Here is a 20,637-nt window from a genome sequence, read left to right on the forward strand (position 1 = left end):
ATAATGGCCGCTTTGCCGCTGTGTTACCTGAGCGCATGCACACGCCGCCACCGACGACATCCGGATATTTAAATGAAAGATACGATTATTTCTCTGCTCGAAGGCGCGGTTGACGCGCTTAAGCACCAAGGCGTGCTGCCCGACGATTTAAAACCCGCCATTAAGGTGGACCCCACGAAAGACAAAGCCCACGGTGACTACGCCACCAACCTCGCACTGATGTTGGCCAAGCCTTCCGGCATGAAGCCCCGCGAGCTGGCCGACACCCTCGTCGCCGCGCTGCCCGCCAGCGACGCTATTCAAAAAACCGAGATTGCGGGCCCTGGGTTTATCAACTTCTTTGCCGCCGCTGACGCCGCCGCGCAAATCGTCGCCCAAGTGCTGGATAGCGGCGATGCTTTTGGCCGCAGCCTGATCGGCAAAGGCGAGAAAGTGCAGGTGGAGTTTGTCTCCGCCAACCCTACCGGCCCGCTCCACGTAGGCCACGGCCGCGGTGCGGCGATTGGCGACAGCCTTTGCCGCCTGCTGGAAGCCACCGGCTACGACGTGACCCGCGAGTTCTACTACAACGACGCGGGTGCTCAGATTAAGAACCTAGCGCTTTCCGTTCAGGCTCGTGCCAAAGGCCTCGGCCCCGACGATGCTAGCTGGCCGGAAGATGGCTACCGCGGCGAGTACATCGTGGATGTCGCCAACGACTATATGGCGGGCAAAACGGTCACCGCCGATGACCGTGAAGTGACCGCTAAAGCGGATGCGGATGATTTAGACGCCATTCAAGCCTTTGCCGTTGCCTGGCTGCGCCGCGAGCAGGATTTAGACCTCAAAGCCTTTGGCGTTGAGTTTGACGTCTACTTCCTGGAGTCCTCGCTTTACGAAAAAGGCAATGTCGACGCCACCGTCGAGAAGCTGGTCGCCAACGGCCACACCTATGAAGAAGATGGCGCGATGTGGCTGCGCACCACCGACTTTGGCGATGACAAAGACCGCGTGATGCGCAAGCGCGAAGGGGGTTACACCTACTTCCTGCCCGACGTTGCCTACCACCTGAACAAATGGCAGCGCGGTTTTAAAACCGTGATCAATGAACAGGGAGCTGACCACCACTCCACTGTCACGCGCGTACGCGCAGGCCTGCAGGCGCTGGAAGTGGGTATCCCACAGGGCTGGCCCGACTACGTGCTGCACCAAATGGTCATGGTGACCCGCTCAGGCGTTGAGGTAAAACTGTCCAAACGCGCAGGCAGCTACGTCACCATCCGCGATTTGATTGATGAAGTAGGCCGCGATGCAACGCGCTTCTTCCTGGCCGCTCGCCGCGCCGATTCCCAACTGACCTTTGATATCGATCTAGCGCGCTCACAGTCAAACGACAACCCGGTGTATTACGTGCAGTACGCCCATGCGCGGGTATGCAGCATGCTGCGCAAAACCGAAGATGCCGGCCAACCGTTTGACCATAGCGTCGCCATGGCCAATTTAGCGCTACTGGATAGCGACCAGGAAAAAGCCGTTCTGAACCGCTTGGCTCGCTACCCAGAAGTGGTTGAGCACGCCGCGAAAAACCGCGAGCCTCAGCAAGTTGCCCAGTACCTGCTGGATTTAGCCGGTGACTTCCACACCTGCTATAACGCGGTCAAAGTGATGGTCGACGACGACACGCTGCGCAACACTCGCCTAGCCCTGGGCCTGGCAACCCGCCAAGTGCTGCGCAATGGTCTGGACCTTATGGGTGTTAGCGCACCCGAGGAGATGTAGTTCATGGCCAGCCCGCGCACTAAGCCCACCCGCCGTGGAGCCACGTCGCAGCGTAAGTCCGCCCGCCGCTCTGGGGGCGGGTTACGCATTCCCGGCTGGCTGTGGGGGATTGTCGGGGTGGCCGCTGGTTTTTTCCTCGCCCAGCACCAGCACGGCACCGCTCCCTGGCAAGATCAGCAGGAGGCTCCTCAGGCGACGGTACTGCCAAAACCCGCGGGTAGCGATGAGCGCAGCGCGGCGCGGCAAACCGAAACGCCCGCCGAGCTCTCTATGCCTACGTTCGAGTTCTACACGCTGCTGCCTGAAACCGAAGTCATCGCCCCCGGCGGAGCGATTCCCTCGACCATCACGCCCCCGACCGTAGCGGCCAGTGATGCAGACGCAAGCGATACGGCAACCGACACGTCAACCGATAGCACAGAAACCGCCACCAGCACGCCTGATGACGACCCCATTGCTCAGGTAATTGCCGCTAACACGCGCCCCAACGAGCAGGCCGCTGCCGCTCAGCAGGCACCCGCGGCCAGCAATAGCACGCCAAGCCGCTATATGCTGCAAGCCGCTTCGTTTCGTGAGATTGGCGATGCCGAACAGCTGCGCAGCCGTCTGCGTAACCTAAGCCTGCTGGCACAGATCAGCGAAGTGCAGGCCAACGGCGATACCTGGCACCGGGTTCAGGTCGGCCCTTACGACGACACCCGCGAGCTCAACCGCGCTCAGGACTTAATGAGCACCCAAGGCATTGAGCCGCTGCTGATACAGCTACAGAACTAACTAACAGCGTGCTGGGCTGCGCCAGGCACGCTTTATCTGATGGCTTTCGCTTGCGGGCGGTTGATTTTTTATCAGCCGCCCGCATTTTGTTGGGAATCGCTTTTTTTACGGCCGCCTAGGGTGGCCGATCAGTCATCGGGAGCGCGTCTCCCCCAAGGAGTTATCTCCATGACCACAATTGTTTCCGTTCGCCGCGGTAACCAAGTAGCCCTCGCAGGCGACGGCCAAGTCTCGCTTGGCAACACCGTGATGAAAGGCAATGCCAGCAAAGTACGCCGCCTTTACCGTGGCAAAGTGTTGGCCGGTTTCGCCGGTGGCACCGCCGATGCGTTTACCCTATTTGAGCGTTTTGAAGCGCAGCTTGAAAAGTATCAGGGCCATTTGACCAAGGCAGCGGTTGAGCTGGCCAAAGATTGGCGCACCGACCGCGCGCTGCGCCGTTTAGAAGCCTTGTTGGCCGTGGCCGACCACAGCGCCTCGCTGATTATTACCGGTAACGGCGATGTGGTTGAGCCGGAGCGCGGCATTATTGCGATTGGCTCAGGCGGCAATTTTGCCCAGGCCAGCGCCCGCGCGCTGCTCGAAAATACTGAGCTGTCCGCTCGCGAGATTACCGAAAAATCCCTCGCCATCGCTGGTGACATCTGCGTATTCACCAATCACCACGTGACGCTCGAAGAGCTGAACATCAACGAACGTTGAGGCCACTTTAATGACCCAGATGACACCCCGCGAAATCGTCCATGCGCTGGATCAGTACATTATCGGCCAGCAAGATGCCAAGCGCGCCGTGGCTATTGCCCTGCGTAACCGCTGGCGTCGTATGCAGCTCGACGACGAGCTGCGCCCGGAAGTTACGCCGAAAAACATTCTGATGATTGGCCCCACCGGCGTGGGTAAAACCGAAATTGCCCGCCGGTTGGCGAAGCTGGCCCGTGCGCCGTTTATCAAGGTAGAAGCCACCAAGTTCACCGAAGTGGGCTACGTGGGTCGCGACGTCGAGTCGATTATCCGCGACCTAATGGAAGCGGCGATTAAAATGGTCCGCGAGCACGCCAAAGAAGAAGTTGGCCACCGCGCCGAAGACGCCGCTGAAGACCGTGTACTCGACGCCCTGCTGCCGCCGCCCCGAGGCCAGGAAGATAAGCCCCGCGAAGATAGCGGCACCCGTCAGACCTTCCGCAAAAAGCTGCGTGAAGGCCAGTTGGACGATAAAGAGATCGATATTGAGATCTCCTCTCACGGCCAAGGCATCGACATCATGACCCCGCCAGGCATGGAAGAGATGACCAGCCAACTGCAGAGCCTGTTCTCCAACATGGGCCAGCAGAAGCGTGAGCAGCGCCGCGTGACCGTGAAAGAAGCGCTGGTGCTGCTACGTGATGAAGAGGCCGGCAAACTGGTCAACGAAGAAGAGATCAAAGCCCGCGCCGTGGAAGCCGTCGAGCAGCATGGCATCGTGTTCCTGGACGAGATCGACAAAGTCGCCAAAGGCAGCGGCCAGTCCAGCGGTGGCGAAGTGTCTCGGGAAGGCGTGCAGCGCGACTTGCTGCCGCTAATCGAAGGCTCGACGGTGTCGACCAAGTACGGCATGGTCAAAACCGACCACATTCTGTTTATCGCCTCCGGTGCTTTCCATCTGTCGCGGCCTTCTGACCTGATTCCGGAACTGCAGGGCCGTCTGCCGATTCGCGTTGAGCTGGATGCGCTAACGCCGGGCGACTTCAAGCGGATTCTCACCGAGCCTTCTGCCTCACTGACCAAGCAGTACCAAGCGCTGCTGGCAACTGAAGGGCTGGACCTTGAGTTCACCCCGGACGGTATTGAGCGCATTGCCGAAATCTCCTGGCAAGTGAACGAAGGCACCGAGAATATCGGTGCTCGCCGCCTGCACACTGTGCTAGAGCGCCTATTGGAAGAGGCATCGTTCAAGGGTGGTGATATGGATAGCCCCTTGGTCATCGACGCTGACTACGTCAACGCTCAGCTAGGCGAACTGGCGGTCGACGAAGACCTGTCGCGCTATATTCTGTAAGCGCTACTATCGGTATAGCCACCGGCAGCTTGTCCGCTTTGCGGGCAGGCTGCTTTTGCTACTTATCGTCACGAGGTTCCCGTATTCATGAACGCCCCGACACCCACACGGGTTCACTACCATAAGCAGGCTCGCGAACTGGAGCTTGGCTATGCCAGCGGTGACACCTATCGGCTGCCCGTTGAATTTCTGAGGGTTTACTCCCCTTCTGCCGAAGTGCGCGGCCACGGCGGCGACACGGCCGTTCTGCAAGTCGGTAAAAAGGAAGTCGGCCTGCAAAATATTACCCAGGCCGGTAACTACGCGCTCAAACTGCACTTTGATGACGGTCACGACAGCGGCTTGTTCAGTTGGAACTACCTGTTTGACCTTGCCACACATCAAGATGCCTATTGGCAGAATTATCTCAAACGCTTGGAAGAGGCAGGGGCCTCCCGCGAGCCTGCGGGCATTCAATTCAAGCAGCTGTGACGCGGTGCCCCAGGTGAAGCGCAGACAAGCCGGGGTCGGGAAGGCTACAATGTTGCCAACTACTTATTGCGATGACCTAACGGTCGACAACTACCGCCTCGAACTCGGGAGCTAAAGCCCCATGAGCCCCACCGAAAAGCGCACTACCCATTTCGGCTACCAAGAAGTACCGGTCGACGAGAAAGCCTCTCGCGTGGCCGATGTATTCCACTCAGTGGCCGCCCGCTATGACGTGATGAACGACCTGATGTCCATGGGCATTCACCGGGTCTGGAAACGACTCACCATTGAGCGTGCAGGCGTTCGCCCAGGGCACCATGTGCTTGACATCGCTGGCGGCACGGGCGATCTCACCCTAAAGTTCTCCCGCTTGGTTGGCCCGCGTGGCAAAGTCGTTTTGGCCGATATCAATGCCTCCATGTTACGCGTTGGCCGCGACAAGCTGATGGATAACGGCGTGGGCGGCAACGTGGAGTACGTGCAGGCCAACGCCGAGTGCCTGCCCTTCCCGGATAACAGCTTCGACTGTATTACCATTGCCTTTGGCCTGCGTAACGTCACCGATAAGGATGCCGCGCTGCGTTCTATGGCACGGGTACTCAAGCCAGGCGGCCGCCTATTGGTGCTGGAGTTCTCCAAGCCCAACAACCCGCTACTCTCCAAGGCCTACGATGAGTACTCTTTCCGCCTACTGCCCAAAATGGGCGAGCTGGTGGCGGGTGACGGCGAAAGCTATCGCTACTTGGCCGAATCGATTCGCATGCATCCGGATCAAGACACTCTGAAAGCCATGATGGAAGCAGCCGGGCTTGAACGGGTCGAGTACACCAACCTGACCGGCGGTATTGTCGCCCTCCACCGCGGCATCAAGTTATGACACAGCAGCATCAAGCGATCATCCTCTGGCACCAGAGGTCAGCATGCTAGTCACCCCGACCCTGCTGCTGGCCGGATGTGAACGCACGTTAAATGCTCTACTTGCCCGCGACCCAGCCGCACCTACGCGGCTGGCAGCGCTAGCGGGCAGTCGACTGTTGGTTCGGCTTGAGAAACCTCATTTAGCGCTTCTTCTGTGCTACCACGCGACAGGCGTTGATCTGCAACATGGCGATGAGGTGGAAGAGACCGACGTCGATGCCGTGGTGGAACTGACGCCTGAAACGCTCTCCGAATGGCTGAGCGGCGCTTCCATCGAGCGGTTGATGTTCGACGGCAAACTGGCCGTCCGCGGGCGCATCCATCTATTGGAAGCGACCCGCGATCTGCTGTTCGATCTAGATATTGACTGGGAGAGCGAACTGGCGCGCTGGCTAGGCGACATGCCTGCTCACTCGCTGGCGGAAGGTATTCGACGTGCGGCCCGCTGGGGGCTGCGTGCCAAGGACGAGCTGCTGCAGGACGTATCGGAGTACGTGTTTGAGGAAGCGCGCCTGCTGCCCGGCCGCCAACAGCGCGACGTGCTCCGCGACCACCTGACTGAGCTTGAGATCGCCACCGACCGCCTGGAAGCGCGACTTAACCGTCTCCATAAGCGACTCACGCAGCCAGCGGAACCATCAACGCCTAAGGAGCAGCGCGGATGAGCCTGCGGCTGTTTAAAATTGTCTGGGTCGTCACGCGGCACCGTTTAGACACTTTGATCCCCGCTGAACGCCTACCGCTATGGATGCGCTTGCTGCTGAAGCTGTCGCCGCTGCAGCTAGTGCCCGTGGGCCAGCGTAGCCGTGGCGAGCGTTTGCGTTTGGCGCTAGAGGCGCTGGGGCCGATTTTTATTAAATTTGGTCAAATGCTCTCTACCCGCCGCGACCTGCTGCCCGAAGATATCGCCGATGAGCTGAAGCGCCTGCAAGATCAGGTGCCGCCCTTCCCTGGTGAGCTGGCTGCGGCGCGGGTGGAGAGCGAGCTAGAGATGACACTGGCAGAAGCCTTTGCCGCCTTTGATCGCGTGCCATTGGCATCGGCATCGATTGCCCAAGTCCACGCCGCTACACTTCACAGCGGCGAAGACGTGGTGGTCAAGATCATCCGCCCCGGCATTGACCGCATCATGCGTCAAGACATGGGCTTGATGTATCAGGTCGCCAAACTGCTTTCCAAAGTGCCGGAAGCTAGGCGCTTACGCCCTGTCGAAGTAATCCGCGATTACGAGGCGACACTGTTCGACGAGTTGGACCTCTACAAGGAGGCCGCTAATACCTCGCAGCTCAAGCGTAATTTCAAAGACTCACCGCTGCTGTTTGTGCCGACTATTTACTGGCCCTACACTCGACGCCACGTCATGGTGCAGGAGCGCATTCGCGGCGTGCCGGTCGCCGATCTGGACACCCTGATCGCACGGGGAACAAATCTGAAGAAGCTCGCCGAGCGCGGGGTGGAAATTTTCTTCACCCAGGTGTTCCGCGATAACTTCTTCCATGCGGATATGCACCCCGGCAACATCTTTGTGAACTGCGATGACCCGGAAGACCCGCAATATATTGCGATCGACTGCGGCATCGTCGGCAGCCTCACCCGGGAAGATCAGGACTACCTTGCCCGTAACCTGCTGGCATTTTTCCATCAGGATTACTACGAGGTCGCCGCACTGCACATCGAGTCGGGGTGGGTAGGTGAAAACACTCGCGCCAACGAATTTGCCGCCGCTATCCGCACAGTTTGCGAGCCCATTTTAGAGAAGCCGCTCAAGGACATCTCTTTTGGGCAGGTGCTGCTCGGGCTTTTCCAGACCGCCCGGCGTTTTAATATGGAAGTGCAGCCCCAACTGGTGCTGCTGCAAAAGACGCTGCTCAATATTGAAGGCCTGGGCCGCCAGCTCTATCCAGAGCTGGATTTATGGAGCACCGCCAAGCCCTACCTAGAAAAGTGGATGAAAGAGCGGGCAGGCATTGGCGGGTTGTGGGAGTCCCTCAAGCGCCAAGCGCCGGAGCTTTCTCATCAACTGCCCGAACTACCGGTGCTTGCTCATCAGGCGCTTAGCCGCATGGAGCATGAGCACCGTCAGCGCCATCAGCAAGTGACGGCGATCAGCCAGATGCGCCGCCAAATGAGTCAGCAAGGTAAGCGCCAGCATCGGCTGCGCATTGGCTTGGCCCTAGTCGCTATTGCGCTGGCTTGGCAGCCACTCAGTAGTTGGGCTGCCACTCAGGATTGGCCGATACTCGCGGCTGCGGGTGCCGGCTTAATACTGCTGATCTGGCACTGATACGATGCAATCACTTGACGAAACGACGCCGCCGATTGATAAAGAGAACACCATGACCGACGCTAACCATGTTCCTGTGCTTGACGCCCTTGCTGAGGTTTTAAAGCAGCGCCGCCACGCTAATCCAGAAGATTCTTATGTTGCCTCCTTGCATCATAAGGGTTTGAACAAGATACTCGAAAAAGTCGGCGAAGAAGCCACCGAAACGCTGCTGGCAGCCAAAGACGCCGAGCACGGCAGCGAACAGGACCGTGAAGCGTTGATCGCCGAAACGGCCGACCTGTGGTTTCATAGCCTTGTCATGCTGTCGCATCTGGATCTTGACCATCAGCGAGTACTTGATGAACTCGCCCGGCGGTTCGGTATTTCTGGTCACGACGAAAAAGCGTCCCGATCATAACGTTAACCCTGCTCCAATGAGGAAATGCATATGTTAGGTGGTATCAGTATTTGGCAGTTGCTGATTGTTCTGGGCATTATCATCCTGATTTTCGGCACTAAAAAACTGCGTAACGTGGGCACCGACCTTGGCGGTGCAGTGAAGGGCTTTAAGAAAGCCATGCACGAAGAGGAAAAAGAGGGCGATAAGAAAGACGCCGACCAGCCTCAAGCGAAAGTGAGCCACGAAGAAGCGGGCAACACCTACGACGTGCAAGCCGAGGAAAAACGCGCTGCCGCTGACCGCAACGAAGAGCGCAAATAAGCCATGCTGGATATCGGCTTTCTTGAACTCATGCTCATTGGTATCGTGGCGCTACTGGTGCTCGGCCCTGAGCGGCTGCCCAAAGCAGCTCGCACGACAGGGTTATGGATCGGCAAGATCAAGCGTACGGTATCCGGCATGCAGCGTGAGATCAGCGCCCAACTGGAAGCGGAAGAGCTGCGGCAAAAGCTGAACGAGCAGCAGAAGAAGCTCGACGATAGCTTGAAGAAAGCCAAGCAGGACGTGGAGAGCATTGCCGAGTCTCCCTCGCCCAGCAGCAACGCGACCGCCAATCAGCAAGCGACCGAGCAGCGAGTAGCAAGCGCCAGTGCCCGGCTAGACGACGCGCTGCAAACGGTGCGTGAAGATACCCCAGCCCCCACTGACAAGGCCGATCATCAAAAGGATAGCAACCACCAATGAGTATGTCTGGCGATTCCCCGGAGCCGCATAACGACCAAAGCCAAGCGCCTCTCATTGAGCATCTCATCGAACTGCGTTCGCGCTTGATGAAGGCGATTGTAGTGATATTGGTGGTTTTTCTGGGGCTTTACGCGTTTGCTAACGACATCTACAGCTTTGTGGCAGAGCCGCTGATGGCGCTGCTCCCAGAAGGCTCACAGATGATTGCCACCGAGGTGGCTTCTCCCTTCTTAGCGCCGTTCAAGCTCACCCTGGTGGTGGCAGTTTTCATTGCCATTCCGTTCGTGCTGCATCAGGCCTGGGCCTTTGTCGCACCGGGGCTTTACGACAACGAAAAAATGTTGGCCATACCGATTTTGGTATCCAGCGTGGCGTTGTTTTATGGCGGTGCGGCCTTTGCTTACTACGTGGTGTTTCCGCTGCTGTTTGAGTTTTTCACCCAAACCGGCCCGGAAAACGTTGCGGTAATGACCGACATCAACCAGTACCTCAACTTTGTACTGAAGCTGTTCTTTGCGTTTGGGGTGGCCTTTGAGATTCCCATTGCCACCTTCCTGCTGATTTTATCTGGTGCCACGACAGTCGAAAGCCTCTCCCAAAAGCGGCCCTATATCATCCTAGGCTGCTTTGTGGTGGGTATGCTGTTGACTCCCCCGGATGTTATCTCCCAAAGCCTGCTGGCAATCCCCATGTATCTTTTATATGAGATTGGTTTGCTATTTGGCCGCTTGGTACGCAAGCGCCGTGCAGCGGCAGACGCCGAAGATCAGGAGTCGTAAACTCTCTGCGTGCCCGGTACTAAAAAGCCTCTGTCATCCCAGAATGACAGAGGCTTTTCCCCTACTAAGCGCTGACACTTAGCCCATCATTTCATCGATGCGGTCTACCAGCTTAAAAATACCGGTAGCGGCTTCACTGATACGCGTAGCGAGCATATATGCTGGCGTTGTCACTACACGATGCTCATGATCCACCACAATCTCTTCTACGCCACAGCTGCGATGCAGGCCACCCATCGCGCTAATGGCCCCGGCGACGCCCGGATCATGCCCAATGGTGACCGCAATGCCATCGCCCAACAGGCGGGGTACCATCACCGGAGCAATGCACATTAAACCGATGGGCTTGGCATCCTCTTTAAACCCGGCTAACGCCTCTTTGACGCTCTCCAATACCTGCATGCTGTCACTCTGCATGGCAAAATCAGAGAGATTTTTGGCCACGCCAAAGCCACCCGGCACGATCACTGCATCGAACTCATCAGAATCGAGTTCGGTAATCGGGCTAATATCACCACGGGCCAAACGGGCAGACTCCTGCAGCACATTACGGGTTTCGCCCTCTACCGGCGTTTGGTCTAGGTGATTAATCACATGGTGCTGCGCCACGTCCGGGGCAAAGCAGCGATAACCGATCCCCAATTGATCAAGGCGCAACAGCGTCAGCGTGGTCTCGTAGATTTCTGAGCCATCAAACACGCCACAACCCGCCAATACGATTGCTACCTGCTTCGTCATACCTATCTCCTTGTCCAAGCCATCTCTGTGGCTGAATGGCTCACTTTAGTCAGTCTCTATTGCCGCCACAAGGCGGCTTTCGCTGTATGGCATGCCTGATATACTCACACCAAGCCCTGATACACGGGGCGCCCACGATGCGATTGCCTGGAGAGAGCCGTTGAATACCTCAAGCCCACGCCACTTCCCCGCTACCCGAATGCGCCGTATGCGTCGGGATGACTTCTCGCGCCGCTTGATGCAAGAGTCGACGCTAACGCCCAACGACCTTATCCTGCCGGTATTTGTTCTGGAAGGTGAAAATCAGCGTGAAGCGGTGGCCTCCATGCCCGGCGTCGAGCGCCTCTCGATTGATCTGCTGATTGAGCAGGCCCGCGAAGCCTATGCGCTGGGTATTCCCGCACTGGCCCTGTTCCCGGTGATTGGCCCTGAGCAGAAAAGCGAACTGGCCGAAGAGGCCTATAACGCCAGCGGACTAGTGCAGCGCACCGTTCGTGCACTCAAAGAAGCACTGCCGGAGCTGGGAATCATTACCGATGTGGCGCTGGACCCTTACACCAGTCACGGCCAGGACGGTATTCTGGATGAGCACGGCTACGTTCAAAACGACCGCACCGTCGACACGTTACTCAAACAAGCGCTCTCCCACGCGGAAGCAGGCGCCGATGTAGTGGCCCCTTCCGATATGATGGATGGCCGCATTGGTGCCATTCGCCAAGTGCTGGAGCAGGAGCATCTGCATAACGTGCGCATTATGGCCTACAGCGCCAAGTATGCTTCCCACTATTACGGCCCCTTCCGCGATGCGGTCGGCTCAGCCGCCAATCTGGGCAAAGCGGACAAGCGTACCTATCAGATGGACCCCGCCAACAGCGATGAAGCGCTGCACGAAGTGGCCATGGACATTGCCGAAGGTGCCGACATGGTCATGGTCAAACCGGGCATGCCCTACCTGGACGTGGTACGCCGAGTGAAAAGCGAGCTCCAAGTGCCTACCTTTGCCTACCAGGTCAGCGGTGAGTACGCCATGCACCGTGCAGCGTTCGATAACGGCTGGCTAGAAGCGGAGCCAGTGATTCTGGAGTCGCTGATGTGCTTTAAGCGCGCTGGGGCCGACGGCATCTTGACCTACTTTGCCCTAGAGGCCGCTCGCCTGCTGCAGCGTTAACCGTCATTTATGCCATTAAGATGACAAATCGGTGACACCTATTTGTCATCTTCCCCCTGCATACTCACCCTAATAAACGTTAAAACGCTATGATGAGTACGAACCACTACCGCGGGGGGCAACCATGGACGACAACGCTATAGATTCCACGCCAGCATTACCAGTACCGCCCAATGAGCAAATGAGCGGCGAAGCCGATATTGCACCGCTGCGTATTAACCGCACACCCACCGGGGTTCAAGCAAAAGAGTCACATACTGAAGCTGACCTTGACGATCCGCAGCTCTACTTTAACCGCGAGCTTTCTCACCTACAGTTTAATATTCGTGTGTTAGAGCAGGCGTTAGACGATGCGCACCCACTGCTCAACCGGCTAATGTTCCTGCTGATTTTCTCCTCCAACATGGATGAGTTTTTCGAGATTCGTGTGGCGGGATTAAAACATCAAATGGCCTTGGGCGATGACACCACCGCTGCTGATGGCCGCCTGCCCAAAGCCGTGCTGGCTGAGATTTCCGAGATTGCTCACCAACAGATTGCCCGTCAGTACGAGATCCTCAACGACACGCTACTGCCTGCACTAGAAGCCCAGGGGCTGCGTTTCCGCCGCCGCGACCAGTGGACCGACGCTCAAAAAGCTTGGGTGCGGGACTTTTTCGATAACGAAATCATGCCGGTGATTAGCCCCATTGGCCTGGACCCATCACACCCGTTCCCACGGCTGGTGAATAAGAGCCTCAACTTTATTGTCGAACTTGAAGGCAAAGATGCCTTTGGCCGAGCGGGCGGCATGGCGATTCTGCCCGCCCCACGCTCGCTGCCGCGCCTAATGGCGCTGCCCAAGGAGCTTTGCGCCGATGGCTTCTCTGAGTACGTATTCTTATCGTCAATGATTCACGCCCATGCCGAAGAGCTCTTTCCTGGCATGCGCGTGCGGGGCTGCTACCAGTTCCGCCTGACCCGCAACGCGGACATGACCGTTGATCCTGAAGAGGTATCCGATCTTGCCTCGGCCCTGCGTGGGGAGCTGCTGGCCCGGCGCTACGGCAGCGGCGTGCGTTTGGAAGTCGCCGACAACTGCCCGGACGATTTGACCAACTTCCTACTGCGCCAGTTTGACTTGGAGAGCGGTGATCTTTATCGCGTTCAGGGGCCCGTAAACCTGACCCGCATGATGGCAGTGCTGGGCGATGTGGACCGTCCCGAGCTGCTCTACCGCCCGTTTGCCCCCAGCGTGCCCAAAGCGCTGAAAGGCGGCAGCTTATTTAGCGCCATCGCCAAAAGCGATATATTGCTGCACCACCCCTTCCAGTCTTTCTCTCCCATTGAGGATTTGCTGCGGGAAGCCGCCCGGGACCCGGATGTGCTGGCCATCAAGCAAACGCTTTACCGCACCGGCTCAGACTCCCCCATCGTCAGCGCGCTGGTCGACGCTGCTAGTCAGGGTAAAGAGGTGACGGTGGTGATTGAGCTGCGGGCACGCTTTGACGAGGCGGATAACCTGCAACTGGCCTCGCGCTTGCAGGAGGCAGGGGCTATCGTGATTTACGGCATTATGGCGTACAAGACCCACGCCAAGATGCTGCACATCGTGCGCCGTGAAAAAGGTGAGCTGCGCCACTATGCGCACCTGGGCACCGGCAACTACCACTCAAAAACCGCCAAGCTCTATACCGACTACAGCCTGCTTACCGCCAACGAGGCGCTTTGTGCCGACGTGCATAAAGTCTTTCAGCAGCTCTCGGGCATGGGCAGGGCACGCAAGATTGATACGCTGCTGCATGCGCCTTTTACGCTGCACGAGCGCTTAGTCGAGATGATTGATCGGGAAGCCCAGGTGGCACGTAAAGGGAAACGCGGCCATATCATCATCAAGTGCAACTCGCTGACCGAACCCAAGTTGATCAAAGCGCTATATCGCGCCTCTCAAGCGGGCGTGGAGTGCGATCTGATCATTCGCGGCATGTGCTGCCTGAAGCCGGGCATCCCCGGCGTATCCGACAACATTCGCGTACGCTCGATCATTGGCCGCTTCCTCGAGCACACCCGGGTGTTCCACTTCCATAACGACGGCAAGCCAGAAATCTGGTGCTCCAGCGCGGATTTCATGTCGCGCAATATGTTCCACAGGGTAGAGACCTGCTTCCCGCTGCTGGATAAGAAACTCGCCACCCGCGTTCGCAAAGACCTGGAAACCTACCTCGTAGATAACTGCCAAAGTTGGCTGTTACAGAGCGACGGCAGCTACCAGCTACAGGACCCCGGCAGCGGCGACGCGATCAGCGCTCAGGAAACCCTGCTGTACGCCTACGCCTCTAAGAGCTAATGCAAAAACCCCGCTGCACTTAGCAGCGGGGTAAATAGCAGCCGAGCAACCCACTTGGCTTAAGCGTAGCGCTGACGCAGCTGCTCAGCGGCCTCCACCATATTGGCCAGGGCAGGCTCTACCTCGGCCCATCCACGGGTTTTCAATCCGCAGTCCGGGTTGACCCATAGACGTTCGGCCGGGATTTTCTCCAGCGCTTTCTCCATCAGTGCCACCATCCACTCCACCTCGGGAATATTTGGCGTGTGGATATCGTAGACGCCCGGCCCAATTTCATTGGGGTAGGCAAAGTCCTGAAACGCATCCAGCAGCTGCATATCTGAGCGCGACGTCTCGATGGTGATCACATCGGCATCCAGCGCTGCAATGGCACCAATAATGTCATTGAACTCCGAATAGCACATATGGGTATGAATCTGAGTGCTGTCGGCCACGCCTGCGGCACTCAGTTGGAAGCTCTCAACAGCCCAGTCCAAGTACGCTTGCCACTCGCTTTGGCGCAGCGGAAGTCCTTCACGCAGCGCTGGCTCGTCAATTTGAATCACATGAATGCCAGCTTTTTCCAGGTCACACACTTCGTCGCGCAGTGCCAAGGCGATCTGACGGCAGGTAGTGGCGCGGGGCTGGTCATCACGCACAAACGACCACTGCAGAATCGTCACCGGCCCGGTCAACATGCCTTTCATCGGCTTTTGCGTTAGCGTCTGGGCATACTCGCTCCAGCGTACGGTCATCGGAGCAGGGCGTGTCACGTCACCAAAGATAATAGGCGGCTTCACACAGCGGGAGCCGTAGCTCTGCACCCAGCCAAAGCGGGTAAACGCAAAACCGTCGAGCTGCTCACCAAAGTACTCCACCATATCGTTACGTTCGGCTTCGCCGTGCACCGGCACGTCTAAGCCCAGCGCTTCCTGACGCTCCACGGCGTAAGCAATCTCTTCGCGCATCCGCGCTTCATAGTCCGCTTGGCTTAGTTCACCGGCTTTAAATGCCCGGCGTGCAGAGCGAATGGCATCCGTCTGCGGGAACGACCCAATCGTCGTCGTCGGGAAAAGCGGCAGCGCAAGCAGTCGACGCTGGGCTTGCGTACGCTGTGCATAGGGCGATTGACGCTGGCTATCCTGAGACGTGATAGCGGCTAGCCGCTCGCTCACCGCGGGCTGGTGAATACGCGTCGACTCCCGGCGCGCATCCAAGGCGCGGGTTGCCTCGCTCAGGCGCTGCTCATCTTCCGGCGTAGCACGGTTATCAATCAGTCGCGCCAGCGTGACCACTTCATCCAGCTTCTGACGAGCAAACGCCAGCCAGTTCACCAGCTCAGCGTCTAGCTCGGTCTCTTGACGCAGGTCGACCGGCACGTGAAGCAGCGAGCAGCTAGGCGCGAGCCACAGCCGCTGGCCCAACCGCACTTTCAGCGGCAGCAGGCGCTCACGCAGTGCTGCCAAATCGGCCCGCCAGATATTCCGACCATCCACTAAACCTACCGAGAGCACCTGATGCGGGCTTAACCGGTCAATCACGCTCTCCACCTGCTCAGGAGCACGCACGGCATCAATATGCAGGCCCTCTACCGGTAGCCGCGTGGTGAGCGAAAGATTATCGCCCAGCGCGCCGAAGTAAGTGGCCACCAGCAGCTTCAGCGGGGCCGACTGCAGGCGATGGTAAGCGCGCTCGTAGGCCTGCTGCCAAGCCAGCGGTAAATCCTGTACCAGCGCAGGCTCGTCTAGCTGCACCCACTCAATACCCTGAGTCGCTAGGCGGGAAAGCGTCTCGCTGTAAACATCCAGTACGCTATCAAGAAGCTCAAGACGGTCAAACTCACTGCCCTTGGTTTTGCCTAGCCATAGCCATGTCAGCGGCCCGGTCAGCGTTACTTTAGGCGTAAAGCCCGCCTGCAGGGCTTCGTCTACCTCGTCAAATAGCCGCGTGGAGGCTAAGGTAAACGTCTGCCCTTGATGAAGCTCCGGCACTAGGTAGTGGTAGTTGGTATCGAAATATTTAGTCATCTCGCAGGCCGCCGCCGGGGTACCGCTCGGCGCGCGGCCACGGGCCATACGAAAGGCGGTATCCAGGTCGACGCGGCCTGCGCTGACCTCGTCTTGGGCGTGAAAGCGGTCAGGTACCGCCCCCAGCATCACAGAAACGTTCAGCACTTGGTCATAAAATGCGAAATCACCCACGCTGACCATGTCCAGCCCCGCGGCTTGCTGAGTTTGCCAGTGGGTAAGACGCAGCGCTTGGCCTGCGGCTTCCAGTTCGTCACGGCTAACGTCGCCCTTCCAGTAAGCTTCCGTGACTTTTTTCAGCTCGCGCTGTGCGCCGATGCGGGGATAGCCGAGAATATGAGAAACTGTCATGATGAATCCTTCCAACGTGAATGATTTCACACAGTTTGAGCGCCGCACCAAAGTGAATCAAACTAAAGATTTTAATACAAAACATGAAAAATACTCACAATGATTGAATTACGCCATCTGCGCACCCTGCTGGCCCTGCGCGAAACTGGCTCGCTGGTAGAAGCCGCCGAGCGAGTGCACTTAACGCAGTCGGCCCTTTCGCACCAATTGAAAGATCTAGAAAGTCGCGTGGATAGCGCGCTGTTTGTGCGTAAAACACGGCCGGTAGAGTTTACCCGGGCAGGGCTGCGGCTGTTGGCGCTGGCTGATGAGATTCTGCCGGAGGTCCGCAAAGCTGAGCGGGACCTGGCCCGATTAGCGGGCACCGAGCAGGGGCGGCTACACATGGCCATCGAGTGCCATAGCTGTTTTCAGTGGCTCATGCCCACGGTGGATTACTTCCGCGACCACTGGCCGGAAGTGGAGATCGATATTCCCAGTGGGCACCACTTCGACCCGCTGCCTGCGCTTGCCCGCGAGCAGTTGGACTTGGTGATCACCGCCGACCCACAACCCTTGGATGGTGTTCACTATGTGCCGCTGTTTCGCTATGAGGGGCTGCTAGCGGTTGCCCGGCAACACAGCTTTGCGGGCCAACCCTATATTGAGCCTAGCGCGCTGGCCGAGGAGACACTGATCACCTACCCAGTGGAGCAGTCGCGCCTGGATGTCTTCACCCAATTTTTGGCCCCAGCCAACGTGCGCCCTAAAGAGATTCGCACCGCAGAGCTGACGATTATGATGATGCAGCTGGTGGCCAGTGGCCGCGGCGTGTGTGCGCTGCCCAACTGGGCGCTCACGGAGTATTTAGAGCGCGACTACGTCAGCGCGGTGAAGCTAGGCGAGCACGGCATCTGGAGCACGCTCTACGCCGCTATTCGTGAGGAGTCGGCGGAAGCGCCGTGGATGCAAGACTTTTTGCGCACCGCCAAGGAGACCTCCTTTGCGGTGCTATCAGGGATTAAACCGGCGAATCGCGACGAGGAATCAGCAGCGTAAAGCGTGCGCCGCCCAGCGCAGGGCTGCTGTCCACGGTGACACTACCACCGTGGCCTGCCATAATTTTTTGCACAATCGAGAGGCCAAGGCCGTAGCCACCAGAACTGCGGGCGCGGCTATCGTCCAGGCGCGCAAAGGGTTTAAAGATATCGGCTCGGGCATCGAAGGGAATGCCCGGGCCGTCATCTTCTACATCAATACGCACTAGGCGCGGCTCATCCCACAGGCGAATCACCACTTGAGATTTGCCGTAGCGGCAAGCATTGCCCACTAGGTTTTGTAGTGCCCGCTGCAGGTAGCGCGGCTCTGCCAACAGCTCAATGTCAGGCCCCGGCACCAGGGTTAAGGTCTGCCCGCTGTGCAGCGGTGCTAGCGTATCAATCACCCGCTCCGCCATAGATCGGCACTCCACCAATGCCATTTCTAACTCTGCGCCATTAACCGTTTCCCCGCCTAAGCGCGCATAAGTCAGAATTTCATCTACTAACTCGTCCAGTTCAGCAATATCTGCATCAATACCCTGAAGCTGACGCTGAATGGCGGGTTGATCGGTCATGTCCTCGACCATTTGCACCGCAAAGCGAATACGGGCCACCGGGGTGCGCAGCTCATGGGAGACAGCACGAATCATCTCCTGTTGCCCACGCAGTAGGCTTTGCACTTGGTTCGCCATACCGTTAAAAGCCATCCCCAAGCGCCCAAGGAAGTCGCCGCTTTCAACTTTAACGCGAGTTTCCAGCCGGCCGCTGGCAATGCGGGTTGCCGCTAGCTCAAGCCGCGCCATACGGGACTCGATGCTGCGCATAATCAGATAAATAATCAGGCTTAACACCGCCATTAGTGCCACTAACAGCGGTAAATGTAGATTGAGCGGCAGCGTATCACCGCGGGAGATCGGCCCTGCCTGAAGCCACTGGTCGGCCTCTCCCGAGGCATTAGGCAATTGATAAAGTAGCGTAATCGATAGCTTGTCTGTCACTAGCCGGGTTATCACACCCCCGAGCGTTAGCTGAAACTGCTGTTCGGTGGTCAAGTCGTCGGGAAGTGCGTTGAGCAGGCTCAACGGCCAACTGCCGGGGCGTAACTCGGCCAGCGCCGCCAGCCGCTCTTCCTCTGGCATGTCGGCCAGCCACTCACCCAACAACACCATGCTGCCCTGCCACTGGCGCTCGCTCCAAGCGTCAAACGTGGCTTCCAGCATCCATAGCTCTCCGCTGGTGTTAGCCGTGGGCAACCGCTGGCGCAGTTGCCAAGGCTCTTCTGCCACTAACACCGTGCCCCGCTCAATTCGCGACCGCTCGAAATAGCCTAACTGGGCGTCGTTCATGTCGCGCAGCACCAGCTGCATGCCTAGCTGCTCGGAAAAATCGCCTAACAGCGTTTCACGCTCATCTATGGGCACGCTGGCAAGCTGCTGTGTCATTAATGACATAGGCAGCGCGGCGAGCTGTTCGCGATAATCTTCCCGGCGCACCTGCTCTATAAAAGAACGCCCCCCTAGCGCAATAAAAAACACCACGCACAGCGCTAGGCCCAGCAGTAGGTAGAAGCGTAAAAACGAGCCGTGGCTAAGCACTCGCCGCATTAGGCGACCTCTCTTGTTTAACTGTCTTTAACAAACAGATAGCCTTTACTGCGCACGGTTTTAATACGGTGCGGCTGGTTAGGGTCGTCGCCAATTTTTGGGCGAATACGCGATACGCGCACATCAATAGAGCGGTCTTGGCCGTCGTATTTAATGCCTCGCAAGTCGCTGAAAATCTCTTCGCGGGTCAGCACACGGCCAGCATTACGCGCTAGCAGCCACAGCAGGTCGAATTCTGCGCTGGTCAGGTCGATACGCTCACCGGAGAGCCAGGCTTCCCGCGTGGCGTTATCAATCTCCAGGTTCTCAAACTTAAGGCGCATTTCACCATCGGGGGCTGGCGCATCCGCGCGACGCAGAAGCGCACGCATACGGGCTAGCAGCACGCGGGGCTGCACCGGTTTGGGCACATAGTCATCCGCGCCCATTTCTAGCCCGAGCACTTGATCAAGGTCATCGGTGCGGGCAGTCAGCATCATGATGGGGCCAGCAAAGTTGGGCCGCACGCGGCGGCAAATGGCCAAACCATCTTCACCGGGTAGCATCAGATCCAAAATCACCAGGTCCGGCTGCAGCGTTAAAATACGATCTACGCCTTTGGCACCATCCGCTTCTAGCGTCACTTGAAAGCCGTTTGCTTCCAGATAATCGCGGGTGAGCTCGGCCAAGCGCTGATCATCTTCAATAATCAGCACATGATCCTGGTCAGGGTAGTCGGGAGTTACCGATTCCTGCGCCCCAAGTGCTTGAAATTGCTGTTCCAAATGATCTACCATCCTTTTTCTTCACTCCGCTTAGGCAGTTTGTATTATCACCCGCTCACCCTGTGCAAAAGCAGGTTGTGGATAGCTTCCAGGATACCTTAAAACCTTGCAAACGCCTGCCCCTTGATTAACGTTGCGTATGCATCCTAGTTAGAGGGCGTCTTGAGCAACTTGATTCTTCCACCACCAAGCGCTAATGTGAGGTGGCGAACTGTCGACAATCTGACAGGAGGAGATCGCCATGGGAGATGGCAAAGCCAAAAGTGTCATTAAGCGTGTCTATGTACCAACGCAAGTGCGCGACCTGCCCAACGGAGAGAAGTTAAAAATTCCCGGGCACTATAAAGCGCCGCCCAGCGAAAGCAACGATTCGCTCGATTAACGATGCGCAGATAAAGAAAAAGGCAGGCCTGTCGCGGCCTAATGCCAGTCAGTTAAGAGTTTCACCAATGAGCTGACAATGCGATATTCCGGTATCAGTGATTCTCTGATACCGGATTTTTATGCATTTTAGTC

General features: G+C 57.7%; 20 protein-coding genes. 16 read left to right on the forward strand and 4 right to left on the reverse strand.

The features are described from left to right. Positions 1-72 precede the first annotated feature (72 nt). The 12 genes from argS (at position 73) to tatC (ending at position 10,145) form a co-directional block, all read left to right on the forward strand. Entirely contained in the window at positions 73-1,758 is a 1,686-nt protein-coding gene (gene argS / locus ACIGG6_RS11450) for an arginine--tRNA ligase (protein WP_399844544.1), read from the forward strand. A 3-nt stretch (positions 1,759-1,761) separates the two neighbouring features. Beyond that, complete coding sequence (locus ACIGG6_RS11455) at positions 1,762-2,532, forward strand: SPOR domain-containing protein (RefSeq protein WP_399844546.1); 771 nt, start codon at positions 1,762-1,764, stop codon at positions 2,530-2,532. A 168-nt stretch (positions 2,533-2,700) separates the two neighbouring features. Beyond that, positions 2,701-3,234 carry an ATP-dependent protease subunit HslV gene (gene hslV / locus ACIGG6_RS11460; RefSeq protein WP_044630495.1) on the forward strand — a complete coding sequence of 178 codons (534 nt, stop codon included), beginning with the start codon at positions 2,701-2,703 and terminating at the stop codon, positions 3,232-3,234. Between the two features lie 10 nt (positions 3,235-3,244). Continuing rightward, complete coding sequence (hslU, locus tag ACIGG6_RS11465; RefSeq protein WP_188638974.1) at positions 3,245-4,567, forward strand: ATP-dependent protease ATPase subunit HslU; 1,323 nt, start codon at positions 3,245-3,247, stop codon at positions 4,565-4,567. Positions 4,568-4,654: 87 nt separating this feature from the next. Next, positions 4,655-5,038 carry a gamma-butyrobetaine hydroxylase-like domain-containing protein gene (locus ACIGG6_RS11470; protein WP_253502031.1) on the forward strand — a complete coding sequence of 128 codons (384 nt, stop codon included), beginning with the start codon at positions 4,655-4,657 and terminating at the stop codon, positions 5,036-5,038. Positions 5,039-5,159: 121 nt separating this feature from the next. Continuing rightward, on the forward strand, positions 5,160-5,915 hold the full coding sequence (gene ubiE / locus ACIGG6_RS11475; RefSeq protein WP_399844549.1) for a bifunctional demethylmenaquinone methyltransferase/2-methoxy-6-polyprenyl-1,4-benzoquinol methylase UbiE: 756 nt from the start codon (positions 5,160-5,162) through the stop codon (positions 5,913-5,915). A gap of 43 nt (positions 5,916-5,958) precedes the next feature. Further along, positions 5,959-6,621, forward strand: coding sequence for a ubiquinone biosynthesis accessory factor UbiJ (locus ACIGG6_RS11480; RefSeq protein WP_253502037.1), 663 nt, complete (start codon positions 5,959-5,961; stop codon positions 6,619-6,621). Further along, a complete protein-coding gene (gene ubiB, locus ACIGG6_RS11485; RefSeq protein ID WP_399844551.1) occupies positions 6,618-8,240 on the forward strand; it encodes a ubiquinone biosynthesis regulatory protein kinase UbiB in 1,623 nt (540 codons plus the stop codon). Before ACIGG6_RS11480 ends, ubiB begins: the two co-directional genes overlap by 4 nt. Positions 8,241-8,292: 52 nt before the next feature. After that, complete coding sequence (locus ACIGG6_RS11490; RefSeq protein WP_253502043.1) at positions 8,293-8,640, forward strand: phosphoribosyl-ATP diphosphatase; 348 nt, start codon at positions 8,293-8,295, stop codon at positions 8,638-8,640. A 30-nt stretch (positions 8,641-8,670) separates the two neighbouring features. After that, on the forward strand, positions 8,671-8,943 hold the full coding sequence (gene tatA, locus ACIGG6_RS11495; protein WP_044630489.1) for a Sec-independent protein translocase subunit TatA: 273 nt from the start codon (positions 8,671-8,673) through the stop codon (positions 8,941-8,943). Positions 8,944-8,946: 3 nt separating this feature from the next. Beyond that, positions 8,947-9,366: a Sec-independent protein translocase protein TatB gene (gene tatB / locus ACIGG6_RS11500; RefSeq protein WP_235253442.1), complete on the forward strand. Its 420-nt coding sequence runs from the start codon at positions 8,947-8,949 to the stop codon at positions 9,364-9,366. Then, entirely contained in the window at positions 9,363-10,145 is a 783-nt protein-coding gene (tatC, locus tag ACIGG6_RS11505; protein ID WP_399844553.1) for a twin-arginine translocase subunit TatC, read from the forward strand. The genes tatB and tatC overlap by 4 nt, the downstream gene beginning before the upstream one ends. Before the next feature lie 78 nt (positions 10,146-10,223). Here tatC and elbB read toward each other — a convergent pair whose 3' ends face one another. After that, entirely contained in the window at positions 10,224-10,883 is a 660-nt protein-coding gene (gene elbB, locus ACIGG6_RS11510) for an isoprenoid biosynthesis glyoxalase ElbB (protein WP_399844554.1), read from the reverse strand. A gap of 160 nt (positions 10,884-11,043) precedes the next feature. Between elbB and hemB the strand changes: the two genes are divergently transcribed. Continuing rightward, on the forward strand, positions 11,044-12,051 hold the full coding sequence (hemB, locus tag ACIGG6_RS11515; protein WP_399844562.1) for a porphobilinogen synthase: 1,008 nt from the start codon (positions 11,044-11,046) through the stop codon (positions 12,049-12,051). Positions 12,052-12,175: 124 nt separating this feature from the next. After that, positions 12,176-14,377: a polyphosphate kinase 1 gene (gene ppk1 / locus ACIGG6_RS11520; RefSeq protein WP_074211509.1), complete on the forward strand. Its 2,202-nt coding sequence runs from the start codon at positions 12,176-12,178 to the stop codon at positions 14,375-14,377. Between the two features lie 59 nt (positions 14,378-14,436). Here ppk1 and metE read toward each other — a convergent pair whose 3' ends face one another. Then, complete coding sequence (gene metE, locus ACIGG6_RS11525; protein ID WP_399844556.1) at positions 14,437-16,734, reverse strand: 5-methyltetrahydropteroyltriglutamate--homocysteine S-methyltransferase; 2,298 nt, start codon at positions 16,732-16,734, stop codon at positions 14,437-14,439. 99 nt (positions 16,735-16,833) lie between these two features. Here metE and ACIGG6_RS11530 point away from each other — a divergent pair, with 99 nt between their 5' ends. After that, complete coding sequence (locus ACIGG6_RS11530) at positions 16,834-17,772, forward strand: LysR family transcriptional regulator (protein WP_054641532.1); 939 nt, start codon at positions 16,834-16,836, stop codon at positions 17,770-17,772. Here ACIGG6_RS11530 and ACIGG6_RS11535 read toward each other — a convergent pair. Both ACIGG6_RS11535 and ACIGG6_RS11540 read right to left on the reverse strand, forming a co-directional pair. Further along, the gene (locus ACIGG6_RS11535) at positions 17,735-19,357 is read right to left on the reverse strand and encodes an ATP-binding protein (RefSeq protein WP_399844558.1); all 1,623 of its coding nucleotides are present in this window, start codon (positions 19,355-19,357) and stop codon (positions 17,735-17,737) included. The genes ACIGG6_RS11530 and ACIGG6_RS11535 overlap by 38 nt on opposite strands. A 17-nt stretch (positions 19,358-19,374) precedes the next feature. Next, complete coding sequence (locus tag ACIGG6_RS11540; RefSeq protein ID WP_044630480.1) at positions 19,375-20,133, reverse strand: winged helix-turn-helix domain-containing protein; 759 nt, start codon at positions 20,131-20,133, stop codon at positions 19,375-19,377. A gap of 229 nt (positions 20,134-20,362) precedes the next feature. Between ACIGG6_RS11540 and ACIGG6_RS11545 the strand changes: the two genes are divergently transcribed. Continuing rightward, positions 20,363-20,503, forward strand: a complete 141-nt coding sequence (locus ACIGG6_RS11545; RefSeq protein WP_162835828.1) for a hypothetical protein — start codon at positions 20,363-20,365, stop codon at positions 20,501-20,503. Positions 20,504-20,637: the final 134 nt, after the last annotated feature.

It is taken from the genome of Vreelandella lionensis (assembly GCF_044543515.1).
GTDB lineage: Bacteria > Pseudomonadota > Gammaproteobacteria > Pseudomonadales > Halomonadaceae > Vreelandella > Vreelandella lionensis.